The organism is Pseudokineococcus basanitobsidens, from assembly GCF_037482545.1.
GTDB classification, from domain to species: Bacteria; Actinomycetota; Actinomycetes; order Actinomycetales; family Quadrisphaeraceae; genus Pseudokineococcus; species Pseudokineococcus basanitobsidens.
The window spans coordinates 70,303-89,108 of sequence record NZ_JBBIAA010000008.1 but is presented as its reverse complement, the minus strand read 5'-3'; the positions used below and the strand labels follow the sequence as shown (position 1 = coordinate 89,108).

Here is an 18,806-nt window from a genome sequence, read left to right as displayed (position 1 = left end):
CGACGTGGGCGCGGCGGAGGCTCGTGGGAGCCGCGACCTCCCCGTGCCCGCGACGTCCCTCGTCGTCCTCGTCGGCGCGTCCGGCTCCGGCAAGAGCACCTTCGCGCGGGAGCGCTTCGGCCCCTACGAGGTGGTGTCCAGCGACGTCTGCCGCGGCATGGTCAGCGACGACGAGAACGACCAGTCGGCCACGAAGGACGCCTTCGACCTGCTCGGCTTCGTCGTCGCCAAGCGGCTCGCGGCCGGGAGGCTCACGGTCGTGGACGCGACGAACGTCCAGCGCGAGGCCCGGCGGCACCTCGTCGAGCTCGCCCGGTCCCACGACGTGCTGCCCGTGGCCGTGGTGCTCGACCTCCCGGAGCAGGTGTGCCTGCAGCGCAACGAGGCACGCGCCGACCGCACCTTCGGCGCGCACGTCGTCCGACGCCAGCGCGAGCAGCTGCGCCGCTCCTTGCGGGGGCTCGGCCGGGAGGGCTTCCGGGTGGTGCACGTGCTGCGCTCGCCGGAGGAGGTGGCGTCGGCCCGGGTGGTCCGCACCCGCCTGCTCGTCGACCGGCGCGACGAGCACGGCCCCTTCGACGTCGTCGGCGACGTCCACGGCTGCCGGGCCGAGCTCGAGGCCCTGCTCGGGCGGCTCGGGTACGCGCTCGTGCGCGACGGGCAGGGGCGCCCCGTCGACGCCGTGCACCCGCAGGGGCGGCGCGTCGTGCTGCTCGGGGACCTCGTCGACCGCGGCCCCGACTCGCCCGGCGTGCTGCGCCTGGCGATGGGCATGCACGCCGCGGGGCACGCGCTCGTCGTCCCCGGCAACCACGAGGCGAAGCTCGTGCGGGCGCTCTCCGGGCGGGACGTCAGCACCGGGCACGGCCTCGCCGAGACGCTGGCGCAGCTCGCCGGCGAGCCCCCGGAGTTCCGGGACGCCGTGCGGGAGTGGTGCCGCGAGCTCGTCAGCCACCTCGTGCTCGACGGCGGTGACCTCGTCGTCGCGCACGCCGGGATGACGCAGGCCTACGCCGGCCGCGCCTCCGGGCGCGTGCGTGCCTTCGCCCTGTACGGCGACACGACGGGGGAGACCGACGAGTACGGCCTGCCCGTGCGCTACCCGTGGGCGCGGGACTACCGCGGGGCGGCGACCGTGCTCTACGGGCACACGCCGGTGCCGCAGGCGGAGTGGACCAACCGGACGATGTGCCTGGACACGGGCTGCGTCTTCGGCGGTTCCCTGTCGGCGCTGCGGTGGCCCGAGCGCGAGGTGGTCGCCGTCCCCGCGGAGCGGGTCTGGTACGAGCCGGCGCGCCCGCTCGAGCTCGCCGCCGTCGAGGGGGAGGCCCTCGGGGACGCGCGGGGCGAGGACGAGCTCGACGTCGACGACGTCCTCGGCCGCCGGGTGGTCGAGACGGCCCACCACGGCCGGGTCTCGGTGCGCGCCGAGCAGGCGGCGGGGGCGCTGGAGGTGGTCAGCCGCTTCGCCGTGCACCCGCGGTGGCTCGTGCACCTGCCGCCCACGACGGCGCCGGTGGCGACGTCGCGGCGTCCCGACCTGCTCGAGCACCCGGACGAGGCCTTCGCCGCCTACGCCGCCGAGGGCGTCGAGGAGGTGGTGTGCGAGGAGAAGCACATGGGCTCGCGCGCCCTCGTCCTCGTGGCCGCCGACCAGGCCGCCGCGACGGCGCGCTTCGGCGCACCGTCGGGGGAGACCGGCGCCGTCCTCACCCGCACCGGGAGGGCCTTCTTCCCGCGCCCGCTCGTCGAGGAGCTGCTCGCCCGCGTGCGGGCGGCGGTCGGCGCCGCGGGGCTGTGGGAGGAGCTCGGGACCTCCTGGCTGCTGCTGGACGCCGAGCTGCTCCCGTGGACGGCGAAGGCGGAAGAGCTCGTGCGGGACCAGTACGCCGCCGTCGGGGCCGCCGCCGGCGCCCTGCTGCCGCCGGCCGTCGCGGTGCTGGAGGCCGCCGCGGACCGCGGGCTCGACGTCGGGGCGCTGCTCTCCCGCACCCGGGCGCGGCGGGACGGCGCTGCGGCGTTCCGCGACGCCTACCGGCGGTACACGGGCGAGCAGCACGTGCCGGGGACGCTGGACGGCGTCCAGCTGGCGCCCTTCCAGGTGCTGGCCGCCGAGGGGCTCGTCGGGCCCACCCGGGACCACCTCGCGCACCTCGCCTGGGCCGACCGGCTCGTCGCCGCCGACCCGGTGCTGCTGCGGACGACGCAGCGGCTCGTCGTGCGGACCGGTGACCCGGCGTCCTGCGCCGAGGGGGTCGCCTGGTGGGAGGGGCTGTGCGCGGCCGGGGGCGAGGGGGCCGTCGTCAAGCCCGTCGAGGGGCTGCGGCGCGGGCCGCGCGGGCTCGTGCAGCCCGCGCTGAAGGTCCGGGGGCCGGAGTACCTCCGGCTCGTCTACGGCCCGGACTACCGGGCGCCGGAGAACCTCCGGCGCCTGCGGGACCGCGACCTCGGGCGCAAGCGTTCCCTCGCGCTGCGCGAGCACGCGCTCGGCGTCGAGGCGCTGCAGCGTCTCGTCGACGCCGAACCGCTGTGGCGCGTCCACGAGGCGGTCGTCGCCGTCCTGGCCCTCGAGTCCGACCCGGTGGACCCACGGCTGTGAGCCGTGGGCCCGCCGCCGCCGGTCGCGCGCGCTGCGCCTCCGCACGGTCATGCGCTCGGCGAGATGGAGCCTCTCGTCATCCACGAGCCCCCTCCGTGACGCAGACCTCCATCTCGACGCACGACATCGGGTCCGCCGCCCGCCCGGCCGCACCAGCCCCGCGCCCTCGACGCCGCCCCGACGGCCCGGGCGCCCGTCGAGCCGGCTCAGCCCTGGGCGGCGAGGGCGGTGAGCAGGTCCGCGACGACGGGCGCGGCGACGGCGCCGCCGGCGCTGCCGCCCTCGACGAGCGCCGCGACGGCCACGCCCTCGCCGTCCGGCCCGGACGGGCCCGTGCCGGGCTGGAAGGCGACGGTCCAGGCGTTCGTCGCGAGGCTGTCGTCGGGGCCCGGCTCGCCCAGCTCGGCCGTGCCGGTCTTGGCCCCGACGGGTCGGCCGGGCACGTCGGCGAGGGCGTCGGCCGCCGTGCCCTCGGTGGCGACGAGCCCCATGAGGTCGCGCACGACCGCCAGGTCGGCGACGGGCTCGGGAGGCGTCCCGCCCTCCTCGGGCGCCGGGTCCAGCACGACCCGCGGCGCGAGCCACGAGCCGCGGGCGATGGTCGCCGTCGCCACGGCCAGGCCGGCGGGGCTGACCTGCACCTGGCCCTGGCCGATCATCTCGGCTCCCCGCACGTCCTCGCTCCCCGCCTCGGGCACCTCCCCGGTGAACAGCGGGACGCCGACGGACCAGTCACCGCCGATCCCCATCGGGGCGGCCGCGGTGGTGAGGGCGCCCGCGTCGAGCCGGTCCGCCAGGGAGACGAAGGCGGTGTTGCAGGACTGCGCGAAGTCGGTCGAGAAGGGCACGTCCCCGAGCTCCTCGCCGCCCGCGTTGACGAAGTCACGGCCGTCCACGGTGACCGTCGCGGGGCAGGGCACGGTCTCGTCCACGGACAGGCCGGCGGCGAGCAGGGCCTGCGTGGACACGGTCTTGAAGGTCGAGCCGGGCGCGTACCGCCCCTGCAGCGCGCGGTCCAGGCCCGTGGACGGCGCCGAGGAGACGGCGAGCAGGTCACCGCTCCCGACGTCGACGACGACGAGCGCGCCCTGCCCGCCGTCCCCGGTGGCGCCCGCGAGCGCCTCGTCCGCCGCGACCTGCACGTCGGCGTCCAGGGAGACCTGCACGTCCTGCCCCGCGACCGGGCCGGCGGAGTACAGCGTCTGCTCCGGCGGGCCGGCGCTCTCGTCGGCCGAGCCCGCGTCGTCCGCCCCGCCCGCGTCGTCCGCCCCGCCCGGCACCCGGACGACCGTCGCGCCGGCGGTCCCGGCGAGACGCTCGTCGTACTGCGCCTGCAGGCCTGACAGCCCCGTCGTGTCGCCGGCGACGACGCGCCCCTGCGAGGACTCGACCACCTCGGCGGTCGCGTCACCCACCACCCCGAGCAGGGCACGGGCGAAGTCGGTCGTGGGCGCCAGGGGCAGCTCGCCGGGGAGCGTCTGCACGCCGGCGAGGGACCGCACGTCCTGCGGCACGGCGGCCCAGGCGTCCTCGCGGAGCGTGATGACGGAGACGGCCTGCCCCTGCGGCGCCGACGTGATGCGGTCGGCCAGCGAGGCGGCGTCGACGCCGAGCGCCGCCGAGAGCCGCCCCGCCAGGGCGGTCGGGTCGTCGACGCGGGCAGGGTCGACCTGGACGTCGACGACCGGCCGGTCGACGACGAGAGGGTCGCCGCCGCGGTCGGTGACGGTGCCGCGCTCGGCGCGCACGCGGTCCAGCCGCAGCGCGTCCCCCTCCTCCAGGGCGGGGGCGACGACGGTGGGCGTCCACGTGGCCGTCCATCCCGACGCCTCGCGGTCGTCCCCGGTGGCCGCCAGCGGGAGCGTCGTCCCGCTGGTCCAGCCCCCGTCGGCGCCGGGCACCGGCCAGGTGACCTCGAGGTCGGCGGTCGCGGCGTCCTCGTCCCGCTCGACGTCGACGAGCGTGACCTGCGGCTGCAGGTCGCCCATCCCGGCGACGACGGCGTCGTAGGCGCCCGCGACGTCGTCGGCGCCGCCGCCGTCGGCCGTCACGACGGGCGCGGAGGCGAGCCCGCCGGAGGTCCAGGCCGCGACGACGGCCTCGGCCGCCGCCCGGGCGGCCTCGTCACGTCGGTCGTCGGCCCGGCCGACGAGGACCACGGCCGTCACCGCACCGGCGGCGACGACGACGAGGCCGGCGGCGGCCAGGGCGGTGGTCCTGCGGCTGGGGCGCTGCACGGGGCGACCCTGCCAGGCGCGCGGGCGCCGGCGGCGGCGGCGCGGCCGGGGCGTCGCCGACCCGCCCGGACGCGCCCCGGGATGCCCAGGCACCTCACAGGCCCGTACCGCTCCAGGGCCGGGAGGGCGAACCGATGCCGTCGTAGCATCGAAGCACCCGCATCCGGCGTGCCCGCGTGGGCGCGCGGTCGCCGTCCGCCCGCCGGACCGGCCCGAGCGCACGGGAAGGCCTCCACCGCATGACGTCGTCGCACCCCAGGTCCGCCGGCCGGCACGTCCGGCGGCGGTCCACGGCCCACCGCGTCGTCGCCACGGGCGCAGCCGTGGTCGTCGGCGTCGGCGTCGTCGGTGCCGCCGCCGGGGCGGCCGTCGTGGCGCACCTCGACGGCAACATCACCTCCGTCGACGTCGACGCCGAGCTGGGCGGGAGCGACCGTCCCACCACCGACGGGTCCTCCGGCGACGGCAGCACCGGGCCGCTGAACATCCTCGTCATGGGCTCGGACGACCGCAGCGAGCTGCGCGAGGGCGGCAACGCCTTCGGCGGCGACATCGGCGGCGGGGGGTCCGACACGACGCTGCTCGTGCACCTGGCCGGCGACCGGCAGAGCGCGACGGCGGTGAGCATCCCGCGCGACTCGATGGTCCAGGTCCCCGCCTGCGGGTACGGCGAGGACGACGACGTCAGCGCCGCGGAGCGGGCGAGCGACGACACCCACCTGGCGATGTTCAACTCCGCGCTCGCCGGCGGCGGGCCCGCCTGCGCGATCCAGACGGTGGAGATCAACACGAGGGTGCCGATCGACCACTTCGCGGTCGTCGACTTCGACGGCTTCCAGGACATGGTGGACGCGCTCGGCGGGGTCGAGGTCTGCCTGCCCGAGGCGGTGGACGACCCGAAGAGCCACCTGGACCTGCCGGCGGGGACCAGCCGCGTGTCGGGGGAGCAGGCGCTCGCCTACGTGCGCGCCCGCTACAACGTGCCCGGCACGGAGGGCAGCGACATCGGCCGCATCGGCCGCCAGCAGCAGTTCCTGTCCTCCGTCGTCCAGGAGGTGACGAGCGCGGGCGTCCTGCTGCGTCCCGACCGTCTCGTGCGCTTCCTCGACGCCGCGACGCAGTCCCTCACCACGGACCCCGACCTCGCCAGCGTCCCGCGGCTGACGCGCCTGGCGCAGAGCGTCTCGGGGATGCGGCCGGACGACGTCAGCTTCGTCACGGTCCCCTTCGAGGCGTACGAGCCCGACCCCAACCGCCTGCAGTGGGCACCCGAGGCCGAGGCGCTGTGGGAGAGCATCCGCACCGACTCGCCGCTGCCGGGCAGCGAGCCCGAGCCCGCCGAGACGGCGCAGGTGACGCCGGCGCTGACGGTGTCGCCGGGCGACATCAGCGTCGAGGTCTACAACGGCACGGGCGAGAGCGGACGTGCGAGCGAGGCGCAGGCGGACCTGCAGGTGCAGGGCTTCACCGTCCCGGTGGCGGGCAACGCCGCCGCAGGCGACGCGCCCGACGGCGTCCGCGTGACCTACCCGACGGGCTCGCAGGCCGCCGCGGAGACGGTCGCCGCGGCCTTCCCCGGCGCGAACGTGGTCGAGGACCCGAGCCTGACCGGCAGCGTCGTCGTCACCCTCGGGGCGGGAGCCCCGGACGTCGCCGAGGTCCCCAACCGCCTGGGCGAGGAGCCCCTGCCCGACCGCAGCGAGCCCGACCCGGCCAGCACCATCGAGGCGCGCTCCGGCGCGGACGACATCTGCAGCTGACCGGCACCTCGACGGACCGGCACCTCGACGGACCGGCACGGGGCGAGGACGCGAGCAGCGCACGTCCCGGGGGACGTGCGCTGCTCGTGGAGCGGAGGCGGCGGGATTTGAACCCGCGATGGGGTATCACCCCAAACCCGCTTAGCAGGCGGGCGCCATAGGCCACTAGGCGACGCCTCCGCCGGTGAGGGTACAGAGGCCGGGAGTCGGCCCGCAAAGCGCCGACGAGCCGGCCGGGCGGCCGGGCGGCCGGGCGACCGGGCGGCCGGGCGGGCTCAGGCCGCCGGGCCCGGGTGCCGATCTGCACCTCGGGGCGCCGTCGGGCTCGCGCCCCGGCACGGCCTGCCGAGCCCATGACCTCCCAGGAGACGACCGTGCGACTGCGACGCGGCCCCGCGCACCGACCGGCCACGGCCGCGGTCCCCGCGCCGCGCCGCCCCGTCGCCGCCCCGCCCCGGGACGTGGAGGCGCTCGAGGAGGTGATCGTCGCCCTCGACGCCGGGGTGCGCGACGACGCCGAGGCCCACGCCCGCGTCGTCAGCACGTTGGTGACCGCCCTGCGGCTCCGCTACGGCGCGGTCTGGCTGCCCGTCGGCGGCGGGCGCTGGCGACGGCTCGTGGAGAGCGGGGACCTCGTGCCCGCGATGGCCGGTGCCCCCCGCGAGGGCGTGGCCGAGGGGCTGCTGGGCCGGGCGCTCGCGACGCGCAGCCGCACCGTCGTCGCGGTGGACGGCGACGACCTCCCCTCCTGCCCGCGCTGGCGGACGGCGCGGGCCGCCGGCATGTCGGCGGGCGCCTTCCTGCCCGTGGTCGAGGACGGCGAGGTCGTCGCCGTCCAGGAGTTCTACGGCGACGGACCGCTGCCCTTCGCGGGCACCCGCGGCGAGAAGTGGGACGCGCTGGGGCGCATCGCCGCGCAGGCGCGCCGTGGGGCGGTGGCTGCGGCGGCCCTGGCCGCGACCGTGGAGGACCGTGCCGCCGTGACGACCGTGGTGGAGGCCGTCTCCGCCGCCCCCGACGAGGAGGCCGCCGTCCGGCTGGCGCTGGAGACGGTGCGCTCGTCCTTCGGCTGGGCCTACGGCTCGTTCTGGGCGGTCGACGAGGCGGCGGGGGTGCTGCGCTTCGTCGTCGAGTCCGGCTCGGCGGGTGAGGAGTTCCGGAGCACCACCCGCCGGTCGACGTTCGCGCCCGGGGTCGGGCTCGCCGGGCGCGCCTGGCAGCAGGGCGACCTCGTGGTCGTCCGCGACCTCGGAGAGCTCACCGACTGCGTGCGCGCCCCCGCCGCACGGCGGGCCGGCATCCACGCCGGGGTGTGCATGCCGCTGACCGTGGGCGACCGGGTCATCGGCACGATGGACTTCTTCGTCGAGGACGTCCTGGACCTCTCGCCCTCGCGCGCCGACTCCCTCCGCAGCGTCCGCCAGCTGGTGTCCCAGCACCTCGGCACGCTCCGGCGCGCCCAGGAGGACGTCCTCAGCGCCCAGGAGCTCATGGACACCATCGCCCGCGTCCGCGAGGCGACGACGCAGGGCTGGAGCGCCGCCGGGCGCGCCGTCGACCGGACGGCCGCGCTCACCGCGGACGTCGAGGCGCTGGGCAGCGCGTCGGCCGCCGTGGGCGACGTCATCGAGATCATCTCGGGGATCGCCGCGCAGACGAACCTGCTCGCCCTCAACGCGACGATCGAGGCGGCGCGGGCGGGGGACGTCGGGCGCGGCTTCGCCGTCGTCGCCGGCGAGGTCAAGCAGCTGGCGCGCGAGACGGCCGCGGCGACGGACCGGGTCGCGGAGCAGGTGGCCACCATCCAGGCCAGCAGCCGCGAGGTCTCGCAGGGCATGGAGGAGACGAGCGAGCTCATCGGCCGCCTCGACGCCGTCCAGGCGCGCATCGGCGACGCGCTGCGCGAGCAGGCCGACATGGCCTCGGCCTTCGCCCGACGGCGCTGAGCCCGCCTGCCGTGGGTCGGTGCCGCCCCCCGCGGTCGCCGGCCGAGGACGCACCGGATTTCGGCTGCCGCGGGGGACCCGGTACTGTTCACGTCGGCCTGCGGGAGCGGGCCCTGCGCCCGTAGCTCAACGGATAGAGCATCTGACTACGGATCAGAAGGTTGGGGGTTCGAGTCCCTCCGGGCGCGCTCGTTGAGACAGCGACGACGAAGGCCCCACCGGCAGACGTGCCGGTGGGGCCTTCGTCGTCCGCCCAGCCGCCACCGCCCCGCGCCCGGCACCGGCGCGCTGCGTCTGGGCACCGGCGACCGGGGACGCGCAGCCCCGGGCGGGGGCCGCAGTCCGAGGCCCGGCGTCCCCGGTCGGGCTGCGCCGGCTGCGGCGGCAGGCGCGGCCCGGGCTAGGCTCCGCCGCGAACTGCACCGTCCCCGTGCGGGGGAAGCCGGTCCGACGCCGGCGCTGACCCGCAGCCGTAGGCGGCTCCCGGCGTGCGCCGGGCGGTCGTGAGCCGGAACGCCCGCCCGGGGGCAGCGGCTCCCGTCGTCCCCCGCCGAGGTCTGCGGGGCGGAGCCCGGTCGGTGGTCCGTCGCGACCGTGCCCTCGGCAGGGCCGGAGCCGCGCGGGTCGCGGGTCGGCGTGCCCGCCTCCGCCGGCCCCTCCCCGAGAGGCCTCCCGTGCCCGCACGCCCCCGTCCCGTCCTCCGGCACCGCTGGGCCGCTCTCGTCGCCGGCGCGGGCCTGGCCGTCGCGCTGGGCGTCGGCCCCGCCGCCGCCACGCCCGCGACCCCCACGCCCGCGACCCCTACGCCCGCCCCGGGGTCCTCGGCCCCCGCGGACGTCGCCCCCACGGGCGAGGCGTGCCCGGAGGGCGAGGGCGCCACCGTCGTCGTGGACCCGCAGGGGCTGGCCGGCGAGCTCGACGGCCCGACCGCCGGCTGCGCGCCCGCGGCCGAGGACGGGCTCGCGGCGCTCACCGACGCCGGGTTCGCGGTCACCGAGGTCTCCCCGGGCTTCGTGTGCACCATCGCCGGCGTGCCGACGCCCGAGGAGGCCGACTGCGAGACGGCCGGCTACTGGTCCTACTGGTACGCCCCCCGCGACGGCGCGTGGACGCTCAGCGACGTCGGTGCCGCCGACCGCACCCCCGAGCCGGGCAGCGTCGACGCGTGGTCCTGGACGGTGCTGTCCGGTGACTCCCTCGACGCCACGCCGCCGCGCCTGCAGCCCGCGGCGGTCGCCGACCTCCCCGTCGCCGGTGCCGAGGGGACGACGTCGCCGTCCGCGACGGACGAGCCGTCCCCGTCTGCCTCCGCCTCCCCGTCCGTCGGCGGGGGCTCCGTCGACGACGGCGCGCAGGACGCCGCCGGGGACATCGAGGAGGACGGACCGCCGGTGGGCACGATCGCCGTCGTGGCGGTCCTGGTCGTGCTCGTGGTCGTGGGCGGCCTGCTCGCCGCGCGTCGTCGGCGCGCCGACCTCGACGAGCACGGGCGCGGGGCGTCCGACGGCCGCTGAGGCCACCGCCCGCGCGGACGGTCGTGCTCGCGTCGGTGGTGGTGCCCGGCGCGGGGCGGGCGGGGGCGAGCACCCCGGGCCCGCCCGGGGGAGGCCCGGGTCGGCGGGCGCGCCCGAGCGGCGCGGGCTGCACCCGGGCGCCTGGTGGCTGTGGGCGCTCGGGCTCGCGGCGGCGGCCGGCCGGACGTCGGACCCGCTGCTCCTCCTCGTGGTGGTCGCCGTCGTCTGCGTCGTCGTCGCGGCCCGGCGCCCGGACGCCCCGCACGGCCTGGACCTGCGCTTCTACCTCGTCCTCGCCGCGGTGGTCGTGGCCGTGCGTGTCGCCTTCCGCGTGCTCTTCGGCGGGACGGGTCTCGGCACGGGGCCCGTCGTGCTGGACCTGCCGCGGGTGCCGCTGCCGGACGCCGTCACCGGGGTCACGCTGCTCGGCCCGGTGACCGCCGGGTCCCTGCTCGCCGGCGTCTACGAGGGGCTGCGCCTGGCCGCGGTGCTCGTCTGCGTCGGGGCCGCCAACGCCCTCGCCGACGCCCGCCGGCTGCTGCGGGCCGTGCCGGGTGCCCTCGCGGAGGTCTCGACGGCCGTCGTCATCGCGCTGACCGCGGCCCCGCAGCTCGTCGACAGCGTGCGGCGGGTGCGACGCGCCCGGCGGCTCCGGTCGGGCGGCGGGGAGGGCCTGCGCGCGCTGCCCGCCGTCCTCACCCCCGTCCTCGCGGACGCGCTCGACCGCTCGCTGGCGCTCGCCGCGGCGATGGCCGTCCGCGGCTACGGCCGGACGGCCGGCGTCCCGCGGCGCGTGCGGGCGACCTCCGCCACGCTCCTGCTCGCCGGTCTCGTCGGCGTGTGCCTCGGCCTCTTCGGCCTGCTCGACCCGACGGCCGGACCGGCCACGGGCCCGGCGCTGCTGGCCGCCGGCGTCCTGCTCGCGCTGCTGGGCCTGCGGACCGCGTCGGCGCGCGTGCGCCGCACCGCCCACCGGCCGGACCCGTGGGGCGTCCCCGAGTGGGCGGTGGCCGCGACGGGCGCGGCCTCGGCCGGCCTCGTGGTGCTGGCCGGGGCGCTCGCGCCGGGGTCGCTGGACCCCTCGACCGCGCCGCCGGCCTGGCCCGAGCCCGCACCGCTCGCGCTGGTCGGCGTCCTCGTCGCCGTCCTGCCCGCCGTGCTCGCGCCGTCACCGGGTGCACCGGCGCGGACCCGGACCCGCACGAGGCCGGCGTGAGCGCCGCCGCCCCCGCCCCGGGGCCGGCCGCCGCACCGCAGCCCGCCCGGGGACCGGTGGGCGACGCCGTCGTGCGGCTGGACCGGGTGTCGGTCACCTACCCCGGTGCCCCGGCCCCCGCGCTGCGCGACGTGGACCTCGCGGTCGGCGAGGGCGAGCTCTGCCTGGTCGCCGGCCCGACCGGCAGCGGGAAGTCGACGCTGCTCGGCGCGGTCTGCGGCCTCGTCCCGCACCTCACCGGCGGCGAGCTGTCCGGCGAGGTCGTCGTCGCCGGGACGTCGACCCGTGCGGTGCCGCCGAGGGACCTCGCCGCCCTCGTCGGCTACGTGGGCCAGGACCCCGTCGCCGGGTTCGTCACGGACTCCGTCGAGGACGAGATCGCCTACGCGATGGAGCAGCTCGCCGTCCCGCCCGCCGCCATGCGGCGTCGCGTCGAGGAGGTGCTCGACCTGCTGGGCGTCGCGGACCTGCGCGACCGGCCCCTGCGGACGCTGTCCGGCGGGCAGGCCCAGCGCGTGGCCGTCGGCTCGGTGCTCGCGGCGGGCCCGCGCGTCCTGGTGCTCGACGAGCCGACCTCGGCGCTGGACCCGGCGGCCGCCGAGGAGGTGCTCGCGGCCCTCGTCCGCCTCGTGCACGACCTGGCGCTGACCGTCCTCGTCGCCGAGCACCGGCTCGAGCGCGTCGTCCAGCACGCCGACCGGGTCGTCCTGGTGGACGCCGGTGGCCAGGTCCGGGACGGGGCGCCTGCCGCGATGATGCGCGAGCACGCCGGGGCGCCCCCCGTCGTGGAGCTCGGTCGCCTGGCCGGGTGGGAGCCGCTGCCGCTGTCGGTCCGCGACGCCCGCCGGCTCGCCGGCCCGCTGCGCGCTGCCCTCGCCGGTGCGTCCCCTCCGGCTGCCGGTCCTGCCCGTGGTCCGAGGGCCGTCGACCGGGGCGTCGCGCCGCTGCTCGTCTCCCGCGGCGTCGAGGTCGTCCACGGCCACGGGACCTCGGCCGTCCGCGCCGTCGGCGGCGTCGACCTCGACCTCGCGCCCGGCGAGGTGGTGGCCCTCATGGGGCGCAACGGCTCCGGCAAGTCGTCGCTGCTGTGGGCCTGGCAGGGCTCGGGCCCCCGGACCGGCGGGCAGGTCGGCGTGCTCCCCGACGGGACCGCGGCCGTCGTGCCCGCGCGGCGACGCCCGTGGCGGCGCCGCCGGGACGAGGCGGGCGGTGGACGCCTCGACCCGGCCGTCCTCGACCCGGCGGGCGGGCGCGCCCTCGTGGGCCTCGTCCCGCAGACGCCCGGCGACCTGCTGTACCTGCCGACGGTGGCCGCCGAGTGCGCGCGCGCCGACGCCGAGTCGGGTCGTCCGGCCGGCAGCTGCCGGGCGCTGCTGGACGAGATCACGCCGGGCGTCGCCGACGACCGCCACCCGCGCGACCTCTCCGAGGGCCAGCGCCTCGCGCTCGTCCTCGCCGTCCAGCTCGCCGCCACCCCGCGGGTGGTCCTGCTCGACGAGCCGACGCGCGGGCTCGACGAGGAGGCCAAGCGCCGGGTCGCCGAGGTCGTCCGCGAGCTCGCCGACGGCGGGCGGGCCGTCGCCTTGGCCACGCACGACGTCGAGCTCGTCGCCGCGGCCGCCGACCGGGTCGTGCTGCTCGCGCAGGGCAGGGTCGTCGCGGACGGGCCGACGGCCGAGGTCGTCGCGTCCTCCCCGGCCTTCGCCCCGCAGACGGCGAAGGTGCTGTCGCCGCAGGAGTGGCTCACGCCCGCGCAGGTGCGGGCGGCGCTCGCGGAGACGGCCGGCGACGCGTCCTCCCCGCGCCGGCGGCCCGGCGGGGGACCGTCGTGAGCGCCGCCGCGAGCCGGGGGACCGCGGCCGGCGGACGGGTCAGCGCGGTGCGGCTGCGGCCGCGCTCGGCGCTCGTGCTGTCCCTCGCGTCGCTGGCCGGGCTCGTCATGTTCGCGTGGCCGCTGCTCGTGCCGGCGGGGGCGGCGCTGGCGCAGGGGCCGGCGGCCTCGCTGCTCTTCGCGCTCGTCCTGCCCGTGCTCGTCGCCGTCGTCCTCGCCGAGCTCGCCGACGGGGGCGTCGACGTCTCCGCGCTGGCGCTGCTGGGCGTGCTGTCCGCCGTCAACGCCGGCCTGCGCGTGCTCGGGGCGGGGCTCGTCGGGGTCGAGACCGTCTTCTTCCTCCTCGTGCTCGCCGGTCGCGTGCTCGGGCCCGGCTTCGGCTTCGTCCTCGGCTGCACGTCCCTGTTCGCCTCCGCGCTGCTGACGGCCGGCGTCGGCCCGTGGCTGCCGTTCCAGATGGTCGCCGCGGGCTGGGTCGGCCTCGGCGCCGGCCTGCTGCCGGGGCGCCGGCTGCGCGGGCGGGGCGAGGTGCTCCTGCTGGCCGGCTACGGCGTCGTCGCGGCCTTCGCTTTCGGGCTGCTGATGAACCTGTGGGGGTGGCCGCTCGCCACGGCCGGCACGGGCGCCTCCTACGTCGCGGGGGCGCCGCTCGCCGACAACCTGTGGCGGCTGCTCGCGTACACGGCGCTCACGTCGCTCGGCTGGGACGCGGGGCGGGCGGTGACGACGGCGCTCGCCGTCCTCGTCGTCGGCCCGGCCGTGCTCGGCGGGCTGCGCCGCGTCGTCCGGCGCGCGTCCTTCTCCGTGGCCCCCTCCCCGGTGACCCCGCTCCCGGAGGCCCCGCTCCCGGAGGCCACGCTCCCGGAGGCCCCGCTCCCGGAGGCCCCGCCTGCGGACGCCGGCGCCGCCGCCCCGACGGCGCCGGCACCGACCGAGGCCGTCCGCGGCCGCGGCTACGGTGGCGGGGTGCGAGGGGGCGCGGGGTCACGTCGCACGGCCCGGTGGGGACGACGGCCGGGCACCGCCGGACCGCCTCTCGACGACGCCGACGACGCCGACCACGCAGGAGACGCATGAACGCCACGGGAGCACGGGAGGACGGGGTCGTGCTCGCCCGCCAGGAGGCCTCGCTGCTCGTGCTCGAGGGCGACGTGGACCTGGCGGCCGTGGAGGCCTTCGACCGGGGCGGCGGTGGCGCGGACGGCGACCTGTCGTGGGTCCGCCGCATCGACGTCAGCGGCGTCACCTTCATCGACACCCAGGGCCTGGGGCTGCTGCTGCGCGTGGCGGCGCCGCGCGGGCGCCCGACCCCCGACGAGCCGCCCGAGCTGCTGGGCACGCCCCCGCAGGTGCGGCAGCTCCTGGAGATGCTCGGCGTCGAGCAGCTCTTCGCCCCCCGGGCCGGCGAGGACGGCTCCGCGGGCTGACGTGCGCCGCCACCGCGCCGGTCAGGTGACGGCGCTGACGACGACGCCGGCGATCGCCGCGTTGGAGAGGTTGGCCAGGCTCCCGGCGAGCAGCGCCCGCAGGCCGAGGCGCGCGACCACCGGGCGCAGCGGCGGGTGCAGGCTGGAGAGCACCCCGATCTGGATGGCGATCGAGGAGAAGTTGGCGAAGCCCGCGAGCGCGAAGGTCACGACGGCGACCGTGGTCGGCGCCAGCTGGTCGACCTGCGGGCCGAAGGCCGCGAAGGCCACGAACTCGTTGAGCACCGTCTTCTGCCCGATGAACGAGCCCGCCGTCGCGGCCTCGGACCAGGGCACGCCGAGGAGCCAGGCGAGCGGCGACAGCACCGTCCCGAGGAGGCCCTGGAAGGTCAGGTCGTCCACGCCGAACCAGCCCCCGACCGCCGAGAGCACGCCGTTGGCCAGCGCGATGAGGGCCACGAAGGCCACCAGCAGCGCCGCGACCGTCACGGCGATGCGGCCGCCGGCGAGCGCACCCCGGCCGACGGCGTCGATGGCGTTGGCCGACTCGGTGTCCCGGTAGCGCCGCACGTCCGTGTGCGCGTCCTCGTCCGCCGGGTCCTGCTGCACCTCCTCGTCGGGGCCCAGGCCCAGGCGGGCCCGGCGCTCGGCCTCCGTCTCGACCGTGCTGTCGGGCCACGTCGCCTTGGCCATGAGCAGCCCGGCCGGGGCGTTCATGACCGTCGCCGCCAGCAGGTACTCCAGCGGTGCCCCCAGGACGGCGTAGCCGACGAGCGTCGAGCCCGCCGCGGCCGCGAGCCCCCCGGTCATCACGGTGAAGACCTGCGCCGTCCGCAGCCGCCGCAGGTACGGGGCGATCATCAGCGGGGCCTCGCTCATGCCGAGGAAGACGACCGTGGCGCCGTAGACCGACTCGACGTCGCTGACGCGCAGCAGCCGGCCCAGGGCCCCGCCGAGGTAGTACGTCAGGTACTGGACGACCCGCAGGTGCAGGAGCAGCCCGATCAGCGCGCCGAGGAAGACGATGACGGGCAGCACGCCGAGCGCGAAGGCGGCCGAGCCGCCGTCCTCGGTGACGTCCAGCAGGGGCCCGAAGACGAAGGCGGTGCCCTCCTGGGCGTAGCCGATCAGCGTCTCGAACCGCGCCGACACCCACCCGAGGGCGGCGGCGCCGGGGCCCCACCCCAGCACCAGGAGGGCGAAGCCCACCTGCAGCGCGAGGGCGACGACGACGGTCCGCCAGCGGATCCCGCGCCGGTCCCGGGAGACGAGGACGGCGACGCCCAGCAGCAGGAGCAGGCCCAGGACCCCGCGCAGCTCGCCCACCTCGGCACCGTAGGGCTCCACGGTGCTGCGCTCCACGGTGCTGCGGGCCACGGTGCGGCGGGCCACGGCTCCCGTGGTGGGGTGGGGGCCGTGGTGGCGACGACGTGAGCGGTACGGCAGGGACGGGGCGACGGGTCCGCACCGTCCCCGCGTTCTGGGTGCTGGTGCTCCTGTCCGGCGTCTCGGCCCTCGCGACCGACATGTACCTGCCGGCGCTGCCGCAGGTCGGGGCGGACCTCGGGGCCGGCGCCGTCGGGGCCCAGCTGACGCTCACCGCCTTCCTCGTCGGCTTCGCCGCGGGCCAGCTGGCCCTCGGCCCGGTCAGCGACGCGCTCGGCCGTCGCCCGCTGCTGCTCGTGGGGCCCGCGCTCTTCGCGGTGGCGTCGGTGCTCTGCGCCCTCGCCCCGACCGCAGCGGTGCTCGTCGGCGCCCGCCTCGTCCAGGGGGTCGCGGCGGCGGCCGGTGCCGTCTGCGCCCGCGCCGTCGTCAGCGACACCCACCGCGGACCCGACGCCGCCGCGCGTTTCGGCCTCCTCACGGCGGTGGGGCTGCTCGGTCCGGTCGTCGCCCCGACGATCGGCGCCGGCGTCCTCCAGGTGGGCAGCTGGCGGCTGGTCTTCGGCGTCCTGGCGGTGATCGGGCTCGTGCAGGTGCTCGGCGCCTGGCGGGCCGTCCCGGAGAGCCTGCCCGCCGACGAGCGCCAGCACGCCTCCGCACGGGCCACGGCGTCGCGCGTCCTCGACCTCCTGCGGGACGGCCGCTTCATGCGGCACGTGCTGGTGGCGTGCCTCGCCACCGTCGGGTTCTTCGGCTACATCGGCGGCTCCAGCCTCGTGCTCCAGGACGTCTACGGGATCGGGGCGGGGCTCTACGGCGTCGTCTTCGCGACGAACGGCGCCACCATGGCCGCGACGAGCTTCGCCTTCGCCCGGCTCGTGCACCGGTGGCCGCCGACGGCGCTGCGCGCCACCGGTCTCGCCGTCGCCGCCTCCTCCTCGGCGCTGCTGCTGGTGGCGTCCCTCGTCGGTCCGGCCGTCGGCGTCGCCGCGCCGCCCTTCGCGCTCGTGTGGGTGCTCCTGTCGGGGCTGACCGCGGGCATGGGGCTCGTGCTCCCGGCCGGCTTCGCCCTGGCGCAGGCGGCCGGCGACCGCTCCCGCGGCACGGCGTCCGCGCTCGGCGGCGGCCTGGCGTTCACCTGCGGCGCCGCCGTCATCCCCCTCACCGGGGTCCTCGGCACGGCGTCGGTGCTGCCCATGGCGACGCTCATGAGCGTCGGCCTCGCGGCCGCCCTGCTCGCCGCCCGGCGCGCGCCCGCCTGAGGGCGACCGTGCGGCCTCGTACGGCACCGCAGCGGCACGTCGTGCGGTCCAGCGCGGCTCCGGCGACGGCGGAGGATCAGGTCTACCGTGCCGGCATGACGTCCACCCCGACGCGACCTGCCGCGGACGTCCCGGGTGCCGGGGACCTCTACCGCGTCGCCGTCGAGGAGTACCGGTTCCAGGCCCAGTTCAACTGGTCGAGGACCCAGTACCTCCTGGCGTTCAACGCTGCGATCCTGGCGGCAGCCGTGGCGGTCAGCGGCGGCCGGCCGGCTGCCCTCGTCTTCGGGCTGGGAGCGGTCGCGGCGGTCCTGTCCGCATCGGCGGTCCACACCCAGCACGGGTACTACAGGGCGGCCCGCGACCGTATGCGGCAGGTGGAGGAGCGGATGGAGGTCCCCGTGGAGCAACGGGTGACGACGACGGCGGTGCTGGGCGGTCGGCGACGCCCTCGGCCGAACGTGACGCAGGTGACCTACCTGCTCTTCGCTGCGCTCTTCCTCGCTCACGTCGTCGGCGCGGTCGTCGTGCTCCAGGGGTAGCCGTTCTCGCGTGCGGCGGCGGCGCCGCCGTGGTGGCGTGGCACTCGACGGGGCGCGGACGGCGCCCGGAGGCGAGCGCAGGAGGACGGCATGCAGTACACGCGGCTGGGCACGAGCGGGCTCGAGGTCTCGCGGATCGCGCTGGGGTGCATGAGCTACGGCGACCCGGAGCGAGGGGGGCACCCGTGGTCGCTGCCCGAGGAGGAGAGCCGGGAGTCGATCCGTCGGGCGCTCGAGGCCGGCGTCACCTTCTTCGACACGGCCAACGTCTACTCCGACGGGTCGAGCGAGGAGATCGTCGGACGGGCGCTCGGCGACATGGCCCGGCGCGACGACGTCGTCCTCGCCACCAAGGTGAACGGCCGGATGCGGCCCGGGCCGAACGGGGCCGGCCTGTCCCGCAAGGCCATCCTGGCCGAGGTCGACAACAGCCTCCGCCGGCTCGGCACCGACCACGTCGACCTCTACCAGATCCACCGCTTCGACCCGGCCACGCCGGTCGAGGAGACGATGGAGGCGCTGCACGACGTGGTGCGCGCGGGCAAGGCGCGCTACCTCGGCGCCTCGTCGATGTGGACCTGGCAGCTCCAGCAGATGCAGCACGTCGCGGACGTGAACGGCTGGACGCGCTTCGTCTCCATGCAGGACCACTACAACCTCCTCATGCGCGAGGAGGAGCGCGAGATGCTCCCCTTCTGCGCGGCGACCGGCGTCGGCTCGATCCCGTGGAGCCCGCTGGCCCGCGGCCGGCTCACGCGGCCCTGGGACTCCGAGACGGCGCGCGCGGACACCGACGAGTTCGGCAAGAAGCTGTACCGCGACGACGACGCCGCGATCGTGGACGCCGTCGCCGAGGTGGCGCGCGAGCGCGACGTGCCGCCGGCCCAGGTGGCCCTCGCGTGGGTGCTGCGCAACCCCGTCGTCTCGGCGCCGATCGTCGGGACGACGAAGCCCCACCACCTCGACGACGCCGTCGCCGCCGTCGAGCTGGAGCTCTCCGACGCCGAGGCCGCCCGGCTGGAGGAGCACTACACGCCGCGGGAGAACGCCGGCTTCGCCTGACTGAGCGCCTGCGTCGGACCCCGCCGA

At 77.8% G+C, this 18,806-nt stretch carries 13 protein-coding genes and 2 tRNA genes; 12 read left to right on the top strand and 3 right to left on the bottom strand.

The genetic code is table 11. The features are described from left to right. The first annotated feature begins 4 nt into the window (after window positions 1–4). Window positions 5–2,599 (top strand): polynucleotide kinase-phosphatase, encoded by a 2,595-nt coding sequence (locus WDZ17_RS09295; RefSeq protein WP_422631925.1) that lies wholly within the window; start codon window positions 5–7, stop codon window positions 2,597–2,599. Between the two features lie 206 nt (window positions 2,600–2,805). Here the strand turns inward: WDZ17_RS09295 and WDZ17_RS09290 are convergent, their stop codons facing one another. Continuing rightward, on the bottom strand, window positions 2,806–4,836 hold the full coding sequence (locus WDZ17_RS09290; protein ID WP_339574866.1) for a penicillin-binding transpeptidase domain-containing protein: 2,031 nt from the start codon (window positions 4,834–4,836) through the stop codon (window positions 2,806–2,808). 239 nt (window positions 4,837–5,075) lie between these two features. Between WDZ17_RS09290 and WDZ17_RS09285 the strand changes: the two genes are divergently transcribed. Continuing rightward, entirely contained in the window at window positions 5,076–6,596 is a 1,521-nt protein-coding gene (locus WDZ17_RS09285) for an LCP family protein (protein ID WP_339574865.1), read from the top strand. A gap of 92 nt (window positions 6,597–6,688) precedes the next feature. On the opposite strand, the gene WDZ17_RS09280 is transcribed toward WDZ17_RS09285, so the two are convergent. Continuing rightward, window positions 6,689–6,776: transfer RNA gene (locus tag WDZ17_RS09280), tRNA-Ser, on the bottom strand. Between the two features lie 194 nt (window positions 6,777–6,970). Between WDZ17_RS09280 and WDZ17_RS09275 the strand changes: the two genes are divergently transcribed. From WDZ17_RS09275 to WDZ17_RS09245, 7 genes are all read left to right on the top strand, one after another. Beyond that, the gene (locus tag WDZ17_RS09275; RefSeq protein ID WP_339574864.1) at window positions 6,971–8,542 is read left to right on the top strand and encodes a methyl-accepting chemotaxis protein; all 1,572 of its coding nucleotides are present in this window, start codon (window positions 6,971–6,973) and stop codon (window positions 8,540–8,542) included. 115 nt (window positions 8,543–8,657) lie between these two features. Then, window positions 8,658–8,730, top strand: a tRNA-Arg gene (locus WDZ17_RS09270). A 486-nt stretch (window positions 8,731–9,216) separates the two neighbouring features. Further along, on the top strand, window positions 9,217–10,056 hold the full coding sequence (locus tag WDZ17_RS09265) for an SCO2322-related protein (RefSeq protein WP_339574863.1): 840 nt from the start codon (window positions 9,217–9,219) through the stop codon (window positions 10,054–10,056). A gap of 208 nt (window positions 10,057–10,264) precedes the next feature. Further along, the gene (locus WDZ17_RS09260; protein ID WP_339574862.1) at window positions 10,265–11,272 is read left to right on the top strand and encodes a CbiQ family ECF transporter T component; all 1,008 of its coding nucleotides are present in this window, start codon (window positions 10,265–10,267) and stop codon (window positions 11,270–11,272) included. Between the two features lie 56 nt (window positions 11,273–11,328). Then, the gene (locus WDZ17_RS09255) at window positions 11,329–13,104 is read left to right on the top strand and encodes an ABC transporter ATP-binding protein (RefSeq protein ID WP_422631924.1); all 1,776 of its coding nucleotides are present in this window, start codon (window positions 11,329–11,331) and stop codon (window positions 13,102–13,104) included. Then, window positions 13,101–14,180 carry an ECF transporter S component gene (locus WDZ17_RS09250; RefSeq protein ID WP_339574860.1) on the top strand — a complete coding sequence of 360 codons (1,080 nt, stop codon included), beginning with the start codon at window positions 13,101–13,103 and terminating at the stop codon, window positions 14,178–14,180. Before WDZ17_RS09255 ends, WDZ17_RS09250 begins: the two co-directional genes overlap by 4 nt. After that, window positions 14,177–14,530, top strand: a complete 354-nt coding sequence (locus WDZ17_RS09245; protein ID WP_339574859.1) for an STAS domain-containing protein — start codon at window positions 14,177–14,179, stop codon at window positions 14,528–14,530. The genes WDZ17_RS09250 and WDZ17_RS09245 overlap by 4 nt, the downstream gene beginning before the upstream one ends. Window positions 14,531–14,551: 21 nt before the next feature. Here the strand turns inward: WDZ17_RS09245 and WDZ17_RS09240 are convergent, their stop codons facing one another. Continuing rightward, window positions 14,552–15,856: a NupC/NupG family nucleoside CNT transporter gene (locus tag WDZ17_RS09240; protein WP_422631923.1), complete on the bottom strand. Its 1,305-nt coding sequence runs from the start codon at window positions 15,854–15,856 to the stop codon at window positions 14,552–14,554. 104 nt (window positions 15,857–15,960) lie between these two features. Here WDZ17_RS09240 and WDZ17_RS09235 point away from each other — a divergent pair, with 104 nt between their 5' ends. The 3 genes from WDZ17_RS09235 (at window position 15,961) to WDZ17_RS09225 (ending at window position 18,779) form a co-directional block, all read left to right on the top strand. Continuing rightward, window positions 15,961–17,175, top strand: a complete 1,215-nt coding sequence (locus WDZ17_RS09235) for a Bcr/CflA family efflux MFS transporter (protein ID WP_339574857.1) — start codon at window positions 15,961–15,963, stop codon at window positions 17,173–17,175. Between the two features lie 95 nt (window positions 17,176–17,270). Beyond that, the gene (locus tag WDZ17_RS09230; protein ID WP_339574856.1) at window positions 17,271–17,717 is read left to right on the top strand and encodes a RipA family octameric membrane protein; all 447 of its coding nucleotides are present in this window, start codon (window positions 17,271–17,273) and stop codon (window positions 17,715–17,717) included. Window positions 17,718–17,807: 90 nt separating this feature from the next. Next, the gene (locus WDZ17_RS09225; protein ID WP_339574855.1) at window positions 17,808–18,779 is read left to right on the top strand and encodes an aldo/keto reductase; all 972 of its coding nucleotides are present in this window, start codon (window positions 17,808–17,810) and stop codon (window positions 18,777–18,779) included. Window positions 18,780–18,806 lie beyond the last annotated feature (27 nt).

What these genes read in the sequence shown, in the direction of transcription:
- WDZ17_RS09230 (WP_339574856.1), top strand. Translation starts at nt 17,271, where the DNA reads ATGACGTCCACCCCGACGCGACCTGCCGCGGACGTCCCGGGTGCCGGG.
- WDZ17_RS09225 (WP_339574855.1), top strand. Translation starts at nt 17,808, where the DNA reads ATGCAGTACACGCGGCTGGGCACGAGCGGGCTCGAGGTCTCGCGGATC.
- WDZ17_RS09245 (WP_339574859.1), top strand. Translation starts at nt 14,177, where the DNA reads ATGAACGCCACGGGAGCACGGGAGGACGGGGTCGTGCTCGCCCGCCAG.
- WDZ17_RS09285 (WP_339574865.1), top strand. Translation starts at nt 5,076, where the DNA reads ATGACGTCGTCGCACCCCAGGTCCGCCGGCCGGCACGTCCGGCGGCGG.